Source organism: Alterinioella sp. B-7 (assembly GCF_056857775.1).
The window spans coordinates 273,134-285,193 of the sequence record NZ_JBSXNT010000032.1 but is presented as its reverse complement, the minus strand read 5'-3'; the positions used below and the strand labels follow the sequence as shown (position 1 = coordinate 285,193).

Annotated in this window: 12 protein-coding genes; 4 read left to right on the top strand and 8 right to left on the bottom strand. The window is 66.6% G+C overall.

Going from position 1 to position 12,060, the window contains the following annotated elements:
- Nucleotides 1–4: 4 nt before the first annotated feature.
- From msrB to AC13C7_RS11000, 4 genes are read left to right on the top strand one after another with little or no spacing between them, the layout of a single operon-like run.
- Nucleotides 5–451, top strand: a complete 447-nt coding sequence (msrB, locus tag AC13C7_RS11015) for a peptide-methionine (R)-S-oxide reductase MsrB (protein WP_482867503.1) — start codon at nucleotides 5–7, stop codon at nucleotides 449–451.
- Nucleotides 448–954, top strand: a complete 507-nt coding sequence (gene msrA, locus AC13C7_RS11010; RefSeq protein ID WP_482867502.1) for a peptide-methionine (S)-S-oxide reductase MsrA — start codon at nucleotides 448–450, stop codon at nucleotides 952–954. Before msrB ends, msrA begins: the two co-directional genes overlap by 4 nt.
- A 20-nt stretch (nucleotides 955–974) precedes the next feature.
- Nucleotides 975–1,490: a peptide-methionine (S)-S-oxide reductase gene (locus AC13C7_RS11005; RefSeq protein ID WP_482867501.1), complete on the top strand. Its 516-nt coding sequence runs from the start codon at nucleotides 975–977 to the stop codon at nucleotides 1,488–1,490.
- A complete protein-coding gene (locus AC13C7_RS11000; RefSeq protein WP_482867500.1) occupies nucleotides 1,487–2,920 on the top strand; it encodes a dihydrolipoyl dehydrogenase in 1,434 nt (477 codons plus the stop codon). Before AC13C7_RS11005 ends, AC13C7_RS11000 begins: the two co-directional genes overlap by 4 nt.
- 16 nt (nucleotides 2,921–2,936) lie before the next feature.
- Here the strand turns inward: AC13C7_RS11000 and AC13C7_RS10995 are convergent, their stop codons facing one another.
- The 8 genes from AC13C7_RS10995 to AC13C7_RS10960 form a co-directional block, all read right to left on the bottom strand.
- Nucleotides 2,937–4,100 (bottom strand): M24 family metallopeptidase, encoded by a 1,164-nt coding sequence (locus AC13C7_RS10995; protein ID WP_482867499.1) that lies wholly within the window; start codon nucleotides 4,098–4,100, stop codon nucleotides 2,937–2,939.
- Complete coding sequence (locus AC13C7_RS10990) at nucleotides 4,097–4,891, bottom strand: citryl-CoA lyase (RefSeq protein WP_482867498.1); 795 nt, start codon at nucleotides 4,889–4,891, stop codon at nucleotides 4,097–4,099. Before AC13C7_RS10990 ends, AC13C7_RS10995 begins: the two co-directional genes overlap by 4 nt.
- A 54-nt stretch (nucleotides 4,892–4,945) precedes the next feature.
- Nucleotides 4,946–5,833: a 2-oxo acid dehydrogenase subunit E2 gene (locus AC13C7_RS10985; protein WP_482867497.1), complete on the bottom strand. Its 888-nt coding sequence runs from the start codon at nucleotides 5,831–5,833 to the stop codon at nucleotides 4,946–4,948.
- Nucleotides 5,834–5,843: 10 nt separating this feature from the next.
- The gene (locus AC13C7_RS10980) at nucleotides 5,844–7,301 is read right to left on the bottom strand and encodes an NAD-dependent succinate-semialdehyde dehydrogenase (RefSeq protein ID WP_482867496.1); all 1,458 of its coding nucleotides are present in this window, start codon (nucleotides 7,299–7,301) and stop codon (nucleotides 5,844–5,846) included.
- Between the two features lie 16 nt (nucleotides 7,302–7,317).
- Nucleotides 7,318–8,628, bottom strand: coding sequence for a biotin/lipoyl-containing protein (locus tag AC13C7_RS10975; RefSeq protein WP_482867495.1), 1,311 nt, complete (start codon nucleotides 8,626–8,628; stop codon nucleotides 7,318–7,320).
- A complete protein-coding gene (locus AC13C7_RS10970; protein ID WP_446117361.1) occupies nucleotides 8,618–9,613 on the bottom strand; it encodes an alpha-ketoacid dehydrogenase subunit beta in 996 nt (331 codons plus the stop codon). The genes AC13C7_RS10975 and AC13C7_RS10970 overlap by 11 nt, the downstream gene beginning before the upstream one ends.
- A gap of 10 nt (nucleotides 9,614–9,623) precedes the next feature.
- Entirely contained in the window at nucleotides 9,624–10,631 is a 1,008-nt protein-coding gene (locus tag AC13C7_RS10965; RefSeq protein WP_172316778.1) for a thiamine pyrophosphate-dependent dehydrogenase E1 component subunit alpha, read from the bottom strand.
- Between the two features lie 98 nt (nucleotides 10,632–10,729).
- Nucleotides 10,730–12,028 carry a M24 family metallopeptidase gene (locus AC13C7_RS10960; RefSeq protein ID WP_474886876.1) on the bottom strand — a complete coding sequence of 433 codons (1,299 nt, stop codon included), beginning with the start codon at nucleotides 12,026–12,028 and terminating at the stop codon, nucleotides 10,730–10,732.
- Nucleotides 12,029–12,060: the final 32 nt, after the last annotated feature.

The following is a 12,060-nucleotide window of genomic DNA, read 5'->3' as shown; positions in this document are numbered from 1 at the left end:
TGCCATGACGTATCAGAAAACCGAAAAGGCCATCGCGTCGCTGACGCCCGAGCAATACCGCGTCACGCAACAAAACGGGACCGAGCGGCCCGGCACCGGCGAATACCTCGATAATCACGCGCCGGGGATCTATGTCGATGTCGTCTCGGGCGAGCCTCTGTTCGCGTCATCGGCCAAGTTCGACTCCGGGTGTGGCTGGCCGTCCTTCAGCAAGCCGATCGAGCCCGCCCATGTCAACGAATTGCGCGACGACAGCCACGGCATGACCCGCACCGAAGTGCGCAGCGCCCATGGCGACAGCCATCTGGGCCATGTCTTTCCCGACGGCCCGCGCGAGACCGGCGGGCTGCGCTATTGCATCAATTCCGCCAGCCTGCGCTTCATCCATCGAGACGAGATGGCGGCCGAAGGCTATGGCGATTACCTGACCCAAGTGGAGGACGTATCATGAGTGACCGCGCTGTTCTGGCCGGGGGCTGTTTCTGGGGCATGCAGGACCTGATCCGCAAGCTCGACGGGGTCGAGGCGACGCGTGTCGGCTATACCGGCGGCGACGTGCCCAATGCGACCTATGGCAACCACGGCGACCATGCCGAGGGAATCGAGATCATCTACGACCCCGCGCGCATCAGCTATCGCCAGATCCTGGAGTTCTTCTTCCAGATCCACGACCCGACCACGCGTGACCGCCAGGGCAATGATCGCGGGCGCAGCTATCGCTCGGCGATCTATTATACCGACGAGGAGCAGAAACAGGTCGCGCTGGACACCATCGCCGATGTCGAGGCCTCGGGGCACTGGCCCGGCAAGGTGGTGACCGAGGTCGAGCCCGTCGGCGATTTCTGGGAGGCCGAGCCGATGCACCAGGATTACCTGGAACGGGTGCCGAACGGCTATACCTGCCACTATCCGCGCCCCGACTGGGTGCTGCCCCGGCGCAACGCGGCGGAGTAGCGGGGCAAGCGTTGCCCTTGATGGATACAGAAAGCCCGCCGTCGGCCATCGGGTTCGGCGGCGGCTGTCATTGGTGCACCGAGGCGGTCTTTGCAGCGCTTCGCGGTGTCACCGAGGTTCGGCAGGGCTTCATCCGCTCCGACCCGCCCGACGATGCGCCGTCCGAGGCGGTCTTGATGCGCTACGACCCCGACGCGATCCCGCTGGCTGTACTGGCCGAGATCCATCTGCGCACCCATTCCAGCACCTCCAACCACAAGATGCGCGGCAAATACCGCAGCGCGGTCTACACCTTCTCCGACGATCAGGCCCGCGCCGTGCGGGGCATCCTCGCCCGTATCAGCACGCGGGAGGAACAAGCTTACGTCACCCGCGTTCTTCCTTTCAGGGGCTTCGACGCGTCCGATCCGCGCTATCACGCCTACGCCGCGCGCAACGCGGGCAACGCGTTCCGCACCCGCTATATCGACCCCAAGCTGGCGCGGCTGCGCGCCGAATACGCGGGGTTTGTGAAAGAGGAGGAGGGGACGCGATGAGCGAGCATGATCTTGACGTGGCGATCCTGGGGGCTGGCACCGCGGGCATGACGGCCTACCGGCAGGCGCGGAAATACACGGGCCGGGTCGCGTTGATCGACGGCGGCACGCTTGGCACCACCTGCGCGCGGGTGGGCTGCATGCCGTCGAAACTGCTGATCGCTGCCGCCAATGCGCGCCACGAGGCGCAGCAGGCTGGTCCTTTCGGCCTTGAGGTCGGCGATGTCGGCGTCGATGGCCGCGCGGTGATGAAACGGGTGCGCGAGGAACGCGACCGCTTCGTCGGCTTCGTCCGCGATGCGCTGGAGGGGTTCGATCAGTCCAACATCATCCGCCAGAACGCGCGCTTTGCCGACAACAATACCCTGGTGCTGGAGGATGGCTCCAAGCTGACCGCCCGCGCTACGGTGATCGCCACCGGCTCGCGGCCCCATATCCCCGAGCCGTTCGAGGTCGCGGGCGACCGGCTGATCACCAATGACGACCTGTTCGACCGGGAGGACCTGCCCGCCTCCGTCGCCGTGTTCGGTGCGGGCGTGATCGGGCTGGAACTGGGTCAGGCGCTGCACCGGCTCGGGGTGCGGGTGCGCCTGTTCGAGCTTGGCGACAATGTCGGCGCAATCACCGACCCTGACGTGCGGGCCTGCGCGCAAGAGGTGCTCGGGGCCGGTTTCCCGGCGCTCTGGAACGCCGAGACCGAGATCGACCGCGACGGCGACGAGATCGTCGTGACATGGACAGCGGGCGGCAAGCGCGTCGAGGAGCGATTTGACTACATTCTTGCCGCGACGGGCAGGCGGCCCAATCTCGATAGGCTCGGGCTGGAGAACACGAAGGTGGAGGTGAACGACCACGGCATTCCCCTCTATGACCGCCAATCCATGCGCGCGGGCGACTGCCCGATCTATATCGCGGGCGATGCGGCGGCGGATCTGCCGCTGTTGCACGAGGCCGCGGACGAGGGCCGGATCGCGGGCGAGAACGCGGCGCATTTCCCCGAAAGCTACCGCAAGACGCGGCGGGTGCCGTTGAGCATCGTCTTCTCGGACCCGCAGATTGCCGTCGCGGGCGAAAGCCATGCCGACCTGACCGCGCGGGATGCGGCGTTCCGGATCGGGTCGGTCTCGTTCGAGGACCAGGGCCGCGCCCGCGTGATGCGGGTCAATCAGGGCCTGTTGCGCGTCTATGGCTGTGAGAAGACGGGTCTCTTGCTTGGCGCCGAGATGTTTGGCCCCGCGGCCGAGCATATCGGGCACCTCCTGTCCTGGGTCATCGCGGATCATCTGACGGTCGAGGAGATCCTAGACCGCCCCTTCTATCATCCGGTGATCGAGGAAGGTGTGCGCACCGCGCTGAGGAACCTCAACACCGCGCTCGGGTTCGCCCCGCCGCCGCCCGCGCGCAGCATAGATTGCGGGCCGGGCGGATAGCGCCGGTTGGTTCGGATCAGATCACCGGCAGGTCGGGCGCGGCACGGGCGGTCAGCAAGCGGCCCCCCTCGGGCGTGACGACGATATCCTCCTCATGCACCATCATCAGGCCGTCACCGTAGGACAGCGACGGCTCCAGCGTCAGCACCATGTTTTCGCGCAACTCGGTCGTGTCGAAGGCCGCATGCGAGGGTTGCTCGGTCAGTTGCATCCCCAGGCCGTGGCCAAGCCGCCCGATATCGCCGCCGCTGGCGTCCATCTCGGCGATCACCGCCGACATGGCGTGAAAGAGGTCGCGGCAGGTGGCGCCGGGGCGGGCGGCGGCGATCCCGGCCTCGGTTGCGCGCCACAGCACGTCATAGGCGCGCCGTGCGGTGTCATCTGCGTGGCTCACTGCCCAGTTGCGGTCAAAATCGCAGAAATACCCGTCCCAGGTCAGGCCGGTATCCAGCATCAGGATATCGCCCCTCTGTAGAGGCTTGCGCGTCGGCGGCGAGATCACGTCGCGGTAGCCGCCCCGGTCCGCTCCGCCGACCAGATAGGGCGCGTCATCGGCCCCCTGCGCCAGCGCCTCGCGGCGGAAGGCGCGGAAGACCTCCTCCAACGGCATCCCCTCGGCGACCAGGTCGGGCACCCGCGCGAAACTGGCCGAGCCGATGGCGCAGATATGGGCGATCTTGTCGATCTCGGCGGGCGATTTGACCATGCGCAGCCCCTGCACCAACCCGGTCGCATCCGCGATCCGCAGCCCCGGCAGGCCCGCGATCAGCCGCTCCCAATCGGCAAGCGGCATCCGCAGATGCGTCTCATGGCCCATCATCACGCCGATCCGGGCGGCTTTCCCGGCCAGCGGGGCCAGTAGCTCCGTCAGCAGGCTGATCCCGTCATCTTGCGGGGCGGGGGCGCTCCAGGTGCGGGTATCGTCCAGCCATGTGCGGCGCATCAGGTCGGCCCCGATCTCGGGGATGATGGCGACGGGTTTGCCTGCGGCGGGGACGAAGAGGAACCAGGGCCGGGTGGGCGATTGCCAGAACAGTGTGTGAAAACCGCTGAAATAGCGCAGATCGGCCTCGGTGGTCAGAAGCAGCCCGGCCAGACCCTCGCGCGCCATCAGGGCCTGCGCGCGGTCGGTGCGGGCGGCGAACTCGGCGGGTGGAAAGCCACGCTCGGGCGGGGTCACTCCGGGTCTCCCTCGTAGTGCGGCAGGAACGCCGACGGCATCGGCCCCTTGTTGCGCCCGCCCTGCTGCATCTGCTCCCACCCATGCGCCAGCGCGCCCACGGATCGCGACAGGCAGAAGAGGCCGCGCGCCAACGGCGGCGGAAAGCCAAGCTCGCAGAAGATCACGGCGGTCGCCCCGTCGATATTCATCGCGATCGGCGTGCCGCGCTGCTGGCCGATCTCTTGCTGCACGGCCTCGCCGATCTCGGCAAACCGGCCCGAGACAGTGCCCGCCGACGCCGCCCCCCGCACCAGGGCCATGAGGCGCGGCGCGCGCGGATCGACCGGCTTGTGAAAGCGGTGGCCGAAGCCCGAGACGATCTTGCCGTATTTGCTCCGCCATGCCGCCAGCCCCTCCTGCACGGCCTGATCGAGGGGCGCATCGCGCGCAGCAATGTCGTAGTAAAGCTCGGCGCATTGTTCGCCTGCGCCGCCATGCACATCGCCAAGCATGTTGACCGCCGTGGCCATCACGTTGTTCAGCCCGACGCCACAGGTCGCGGCCATCCGCGCGGCGGCGATGGAGGGCGCCTGTGGTCCGTGGTCCACGCCCGCGACCAGCGCGGCCTCAAGAAGGGCGGCTTCCTGCGCGCTCGGCAGGCCGCCGCGCGTCATCAGCCAGATCATCTGTGGAAACGAGACATTGCCGATCAGGTCTTCGACCGCATGTCCGCGAAAGGCGATGCGGCCCGGTTCCATGTCGATGATCGAGGTCCGCCACCATTGGCGGATCGTGTCGGCGTCACTCATATCGGGCGGTCCTTCGGCTGCTTGCGCGCAGCATGACCCGACCGCCCGGAAATGTCACACCCCAACGGGCAGCAGCATCCGCCTGGGGTCGGCGATCAGGCCCGCATAGCGCGCCAGGAACCGCGCCGCGTCTGCCCCGTTGATCACCCGGTGATCATAGCTGAGGTCGAGCGGCACCATCGGCACCGGCTGCCACGCCTCGCCGTCCCAGACCGGCACGGTATCAGAGCGGGTCAGGCCCAGGATCGCCAGTTCGGGCGGGTTCACGATGGGGGTAAAGCCGATACCGCCGATGCCGCCGAGATTCGAGATCGTCATCGAGGCGCCGCCCATCTCGCCGCCACCAAGCTTGCGCGCCTGCGCCTTGGCGGCCAGATCGGTGATGTCCTCGGCGATCTGCCACAGCCCCTTGCGGTCGGCATCGCGGATCACCGGCACCATCAGCCCGTGGGGCGTGTCCACGGCAATGCCGATATGGGCGTAATCCTTGAGGATAAGGGTCTGCCCGTCCGGCGACAGAGACGCATTGAACCGGGGATAGGCGCGCAGGCAGCGGGCCAGCGCCATGACATGAAAGGCCAGCGCGGTCAGCTTGGTGCCGCGCGCGCGGGCTTCATCCCGGACGCTGGCGCGAAAGGCGTTGACTGCGCGCATATCGGCCCGGTCGTGATGCGTGACCTGCGGGATCATCGCGTTCGCAGCCCCCAGATTGGCGGCGGCGATGCGGGCCATGCGGGGCAGGGGCTCTTCGCTGATCGGGCCGTATGCGGCGTGATCCACATCCCAATAGCGCTGCGCATCGGGGGCGGGGGCGCTGCCGTTCATGCCGTCCACATCCTCGCGCCCCAGGGTGGTGCGGCCCGTGTCGCGGGCCAGCTTCTCCAGGTCGACGCCCTTGTCGGCGGCGTGTTTGCGCGTGCTCGGGCTTGCCTTGATTTCCATCACCGCGCCCTCACCAACTGGCCGAGATATACTGGGTTTCCATGAATTCCAGCATCCCTTCATGGCCGCCTTCACGGCCCAGGCCCGATTGCTTGGTGCCGCCGAAGGGGGCTGCCGGGTCGCTGACCAGCCCGCGATTGAGGCCGACCATGCCGTAATCGAGCCGCTCGCAGACCTGCAACGCGCGCTTGAAATCGCCCGAGAAGACATAGGCGACAAGGCCGTATTCGGTGTCATTGGCGCGTTTGATGACGTCATCCTGGTCACGGAAACTCTGGATCGCGGCCACGGGGCCGAAGATCTCGTCCTGCACGCAATCGGCGTTTTCCGGCACGTTCGACAGCACCGTCGGCGGGTAGAAATAGCCCTTGCCGTCAATCGCTTCGCCGCCACATTCGATCTTCGCGCCCTTGGCGACGGCATCGGCCACGAACGCGGCCACCTTGTCGCGGGTGTCGGCATTGACCAGCGGGCCCACATCGACGCCCTCGTCCAAGCCATCGCCCACCTTGAGCGCCTGCATCCGCTCGACCAGGCGGCGGGTGAACTCCTCGGCCACATCCTCATGCACATAGATGCGGTTGGCGGCGGTGCAGGCCTCGCCCAGGTTGCGCATCTTGGCCAGCATCGTGCCCTCAAGCGCGACGTCCATATCGGCGTCGTCGAAGATGATGCAGGGCGCGTTGCCGCCAAGCTCCATCGCCGGTTTCAGCACCTGGTCGGCGGCGGATTTCAGCAGCTTGCGGCCCACCCCGGTGGAGCCTGTGAAGCTGACAACGCGGACGCGGGGATCATGCAGCATGTGATCGACAAGCGCGCCGGTGCGCCGCGAGGGCAACACGTTCACCAGGCCCGCAGGCACGCCCGCCTCCTCCAGCAGAGGCATCAGCGCCAGCATGGTCAGCGGCGTTTCAGAGGCCGGTTTGATGATCACGCCGCAGCCCGCCGCCAGGGCAGGCGCGATCTTGCGGGTGCCCATCGCTGCGGGGTAGTTCCAGGGCGTGACCAGCACGGCCAACCCTGCGGGCTTGTGCTGCACCATGATGCGCGCGCCCGAGGCTGGCGCATGCGTGATCAGGCCATCGGCGCGCACGGCTTCCTCGGCGAACCAGCGGAAGAATTCGGCGGCATAGCCCGCCTCGCCCATCGCATCGGTCCGGGCCTTGCCGTTTTCCAGCGTAATCAGCCGGGCGAAGTCTTCCAGCCGCGCACTCATCAGCTCCCACGCATTGCGCAACACTTCCGAGCGTTCGCGCGGGGTGCGCGCGGCCCAATCGGCCATCGCGGCCTCGGCGGCATCGAGGGCTGCATCGGCATCCGCGATCTCGGCCGAGGCGACCGAGGCGATGACCTCTTCATTGGCGGGATTGATGACGTCGAACCGGGCCTTTTCGGCGCCGTTCCGCCACTGGCCGTTGATGTAGAGGTCACTGTGCAATGCGTCGAAATTGATGTTCCCCTTGGTCATGGGATCGTCCTTTCCGTCAGAGTAAATGGCGAAGCGGCTCGGCCAGCCGCCCGGCAAGATCGGTCATGAAATCCTGCGCTGCCTCAGCCGACAGGTGATCGGGCGCGCAGTCAAGGGTGAGGGTCAGGGTTTGTGCGCCGCCGATGCAGAGCTGTGGGGTCGCGGTGGTGTTGCTGATCGAGGTGAGCCGGGTTCCGGTCAGATCGCGGATGAGAAGCGTGGGCGGGGCGTCGCCTTCCTGTGCCGCGCCCAGACCGGCGCGGTCTGGATCGGGGAAGCTGCAGGTCTGGCCGTCTGTCTCGGTAGCAATGGTCAGGCCGTCGGCTGCCATGGCGCGCCGCAGCGCCGCCCCGGCCATGGCGGCGAGGATGGCGGCAGGGTCCGGCGCGGTGCCGGTCTCGGCCTCGATCCAGGTCAGGAGGCCGGTGAAGGCGCGGGCCGGGATCTGGGCGGTGATGCGCAGGCCGGACTGGCCAGTGGCGGGCAGGGTCTTGAGCGTCTCGATATCGGCGGCATGAAAGGGCTGCTCATAGCCTGCCTGCACCAGCCGGTTCAGGTCCAGCCCCTGTTCCAGCGCCAGCCGTCTGGCTTTGGGCGAGGCGAGGATGCGCCCGTGCGTTGCGGGTTTCGGCACGGGTGGTTTGCCGGTCTTCGGCTCGGGATCAGGTGTCGGGGTCGGCTCCTCCGCCCTCTCGGGCGTCCTCGCCTCTTGCGTCTTGCCTGCCAGGCTGCGCTGCACGGGCGCGTCGGGGGCGGATGCCGAGATGATGGCGATCACGTCGCCCACCGGGGCCTCTTCGCCTGCTTCCGCCAGCAGCGCCGCGACATAGCCGTCATGGCCCGCCTCGACCTCCATGGTCGCCTTGTCGGTCTCCACCTCGAAGAGCACATCGCCCGAGGCCACGGCCTCGCCAAGCCCCTTGTGCCAGGCCACGATCAACCCCGCATCCTGCGCCATGCCAAGCGCGGGCATGATGACCTCGGCCCCATCTGGAAGGTCGGTGTCGTTCGCGGCGGGAGCGGGCTCAGGCACTTCATCGGTCGCGGCGGCACCGGCCTTCGCCTCTGGTGCCGCGCCAGTGCCCTCCGCCGTCTCCGAGATCAGCGCGATCACGTCGCCCACCGGCACCTCCGCCCCGGCCTCGGCGCGCAGGTCGGTCAGGAAGCCGTCGCCGGGGGCCTCCACCTCCATGGTGGATTTGTCGGTCTCGACCTCGAAGAGCAGATCGCCCACTGCCACCGCATCGCCCGGTGACTTGAGCCAGCGCACCAACAGGCCGGTTTCCTGCGCCATGCCGAGCGCGGGCATGATCACCTCATGCGGCATGGATCATCTCCCCCGCCACCAGCTTGCGGGCCATGTCGGCCACGCCTTCGGGGGTCGGCACGGTCAGATCCTCCAGCGCCGGGCTGAACGGCACGGGGACGTCCATCGCCCCCATCCGCATCACGGGCGCGTCGAGATGATAGAACGCCTTTTCGTTGATCCGCGAGGCGATTTCACTGGTCACGCCAAAGCTCTGATGCCCCTCATCGACCACGATCACGCGGGCCGTCTTGCGGGCAGAAGCCAGGAGCGCCTCTTCGTCCAGCGGCACGATGGTGCGCGGGTCGATCACCTCGGCGCTGATTCCCTCGGCCTCCAGCAGTTCCGCCGCCCTCTCGCAGACCTGCACCATCGAGGAGGTGCCGATGAGCGTGATATCCTTGCCCTCGCGCAGGATATTGGCCTCGCCGAAGGGGATCAGGTATTCCTCCTCCGGCACCGGGGCCTTGTCGTTATACATCAGCTTGTCTTCGAAGATGACGACCGGGTTGTTGTCGCGGATCGCGGTCTTCATCAGCCCCTTGGCCTCATAGGCCGAGGAGGGCAGGGCGACCTTCAGCCCCGGAATATGGGCGACCAGCGCGTGCAGCGACTGGCTGTGCTGCGCCGCCGAGCGCCGGGTGGCCCCGAGGTTGGTGCGCAGGACCAGCGGCACGTTCAGCTTGCCGCCCGACATGTAATGCGTCTTGGCGGCCTGGTTGCAGAGCTGGTCCATGATCAGGAAGATGAAATCGCCGAACATCAGGTCCACGACGGGCCGCGCGCCCGTCATGGCGGCGCCGACGGCCAGGCCCATGAAGCCGGGTTCGGCGATCGGCGTGTCGATGACGCGGGCCGTGCCAAACTCCTCGACAAGACCGGACAGCACCTTGAAGGGCGTTCCGGCCTCGGCCACGTCCTCACCGATGATGAACACGGTCTCGTCGCGGCGCATTTCCTCGGCAAGCGCCTCGTTCACGGCCTTGGACAGGGTAATCTCTCGCATCGGGCTCTCCTCAGGCATCGGGACGCAGGGTGGCGGGATCGGTGGCGGCATAGACATGCATGTCGACCTCGGACGCATCGGGATAGGCGGCCTCCAGCGCGTATTCGACGGCCGCCTTGGCTTCCGCGCGGATCTCGTCCTCGATGGCCTTCAACTCCTCCGGCGACGCGACGCCCTCACCCTCCAGCCATTTGCCGAAATTGATGATCGGGTCGCGGCCTTCCTTCCAGATCGCCTCCTCCTCCTTGTCGCGGTAATAGGCGCGGTTGATGTCGCCGACATGGTGGCCGTGATAGCGGTAGGTCTTGAGTTCGATGAAGAACGGCCCTTCACCCTTGCGCGCCCGCGCGACCAGCTTTTGCGTCAGGTCGTTGACTGCCAGCACGTCCTGCCCGTCGATGCTGTGCGCCTCGATCCCGAAGGCCTCGGCCCGCGCGGTGATGGAGCCTGCGGCTATCTCCTCGGTCTTGGTGTATTCCGAATAGCCGTTGTTCTCGCAGGCATAGATGACCGGCAGCGACCAGAGCGCCGCCATGTTCATGACCTCGTAAAGCAACCCCTGCGCCGTCGCGCCATCGCCGAAGAAGCAGACGGTCACATCGTCCGAGCCTTGCATCTTGGCGCGCAGGGCCGAGCCGGTGGCGATCCCCATGGACCCGCCCACGATGGCATTGGCACCAAGGTTGCCGTGGCTCTGGTCGGCGATATGCATCGAGCCGCCCTTGCCCCGGCAATAACCCTCTTCCTTGCCCAGAAGCTCGCAGAACATCGCCTTGAAATCGGCCCCCTTGGCGACGCAATGGCCGTGGCCGCGATGGGTCGAGGTGATGCGGTCATTGTCGGTCAGCGCCTCGCAGATGCCGACGGCGACGGCTTCCTCGCCGGAATACATATGCGTCAATCCCGGCATCTTGGCCGAGAGGTAGAGCTGGTTGGCATTGTCCTCGAAGGCCCGGATGCGCACCATCTGGGAATACATGCGCAGGTAGTCTTCGCTGTTGTGTTTGGTGTCGGCCATCTGACGCTTCCTCTTCGGGCAAGTGCCCCTTTCATTTTGCCAAAAATACCTTCGGGGGGTGCGGGGGGCAGACAGCCCCCCGCGGATCCCGTCAGGGATCAGTACCGATTGGCGATCGGCAGGTCCTCGGCGGGGAAGAGGCTGATCACCTCGCAACCCGTTTCCGTCACCACGACCTCTTCCTCGATGCGCGCCGCCGAATAGCCGTCCGCCGCCGGGCAATAGGTCTCCAGCGCGAAGACCATGCCGGTCTGGATCTCCATCGGGTGTTCCAGGCTGACCGCGCGGCTGATGATGGGGCGTTCGTGCAGCGCGAGCCCAAGCCCGTGGCCGAACTGCAACCCGAAGGCCGAGGCCTCGTCGGGAAAGCCGAATTCCTCGGCCTTGGGCCAGACCTCTGCCACCTTGTCGGTCGAGACGCCCGGCTTGATCATCGAGATCGAGGCGTCGATCCATTCGCGCGCCTTCACATAGGCGTCGTTCTGCGCCGGCGTGGCCCGCCCGATATTGAAGGTTCGGTAATAGCAGGTTCGATAGCCCTGATAAGACTGGAGAATATCGAAGAACGCCTGGTCGCCGGGGCGGAAATAGCGGTCGGTGAAATTGTGCGGATGCGGGTTGCAGCGTTCGCCGGAAATGGCGTTGATCGCCTCGACGTCATCGCTGCCCATCTCGTAGAGCATCTTGTTGCTGAGCGCGACGATGTCGTTTTCGCGGATGCCGGGTTTCAGCTCCTCATAGATCATGTGGTAGACGCCATCGACCATGGAGGCCGCCTGGGTCAGCAGCTGGATCTCGTCCCAGTTCTTGATCTCGCGCGCCGCCAGCATGATCTGCTGGCCGTCGATGACGTTGATCCCCTCGGCCTTCAGCGCCTCGAACATCGCGGTTTCGGCATAGTCGACGCCCACCGGCATGTCGGCCATGCCCGCATCCTTGATCAGCCCGGCAATCTCCTTGGCATATTTGCGCATGAGGCCAAATTCGGGCGGGATGGTCCCGCGCATCCCCACCACCCCGGCGCGGCAATGATCGGGCACCAGCCAGTCGGAGAACTTCTTGTGATGCATCGCGGCCGATCCGAAATCCCATACGTAAGGCGCGTCGTCGCCGGTCAGCAGGCAGAAGCGGCACATCTTGTCGCGTTCCCATTCGCCGATCTTGGTCGCGCTGACATAGCGGATGTTGTTGACATCGAAGAGCAGCAATGTGCCCGCATTCGACGCCTGCAACGCCTGCCGCGTGCGCGCCAGACGGTAGCGGCGCAGACGGTCATGGTCGATCCGGCGTTCGAAATCGACGGATGTGTGGCCCCAGGCGGGGATGCGCCCCTCCCACCGCCAGTTGGGTTCGAGATCCTGCGGGGTCAGCAGGTTGGGCATGAGAGCACGGGACATGAGGCAAACTCCTTCGGTTGCGCGGGGGGCGC

Bases quoted from the DNA above. Each gene is read 5' to 3' on its own strand.
- msrB (WP_482867503.1), top strand. From the start codon at position 5: ATGACGTATCAGAAAACCGAAAAGGCCATCGCGTCGCTGACGCCCGAG.
- msrA (WP_482867502.1), top strand. From the start codon at position 448: ATGAGTGACCGCGCTGTTCTGGCCGGGGGCTGTTTCTGGGGCATGCAG.
- AC13C7_RS11005 (WP_482867501.1), top strand. From the start codon at position 975: ATGGATACAGAAAGCCCGCCGTCGGCCATCGGGTTCGGCGGCGGCTGT.
- AC13C7_RS11000 (WP_482867500.1), top strand. From the start codon at position 1,487: ATGAGCGAGCATGATCTTGACGTGGCGATCCTGGGGGCTGGCACCGCG.
- AC13C7_RS10990 (WP_482867498.1), bottom strand. From the start codon at position 4,891: ATGAGTGACGCCGACACGATCCGCCAATGGTGGCGGACCTCGATCATC.
- AC13C7_RS10985 (WP_482867497.1), bottom strand. From the start codon at position 5,833: ATGGAAATCAAGGCAAGCCCGAGCACGCGCAAACACGCCGCCGACAAG.
- AC13C7_RS10980 (WP_482867496.1), bottom strand. From the start codon at position 7,301: ATGACCAAGGGGAACATCAATTTCGACGCATTGCACAGTGACCTCTAC.
- AC13C7_RS10975 (WP_482867495.1), bottom strand. From the start codon at position 8,628: ATGCCGCATGAGGTGATCATGCCCGCGCTCGGCATGGCGCAGGAAACC.
- AC13C7_RS10970 (WP_446117361.1), bottom strand. From the start codon at position 9,613: ATGCGAGAGATTACCCTGTCCAAGGCCGTGAACGAGGCGCTTGCCGAG.
- AC13C7_RS10965 (WP_172316778.1), bottom strand. From the start codon at position 10,631: ATGGCCGACACCAAACACAACAGCGAAGACTACCTGCGCATGTATTCC.
- AC13C7_RS10960 (WP_474886876.1), bottom strand. From the start codon at position 12,028: ATGTCCCGTGCTCTCATGCCCAACCTGCTGACCCCGCAGGATCTCGAA.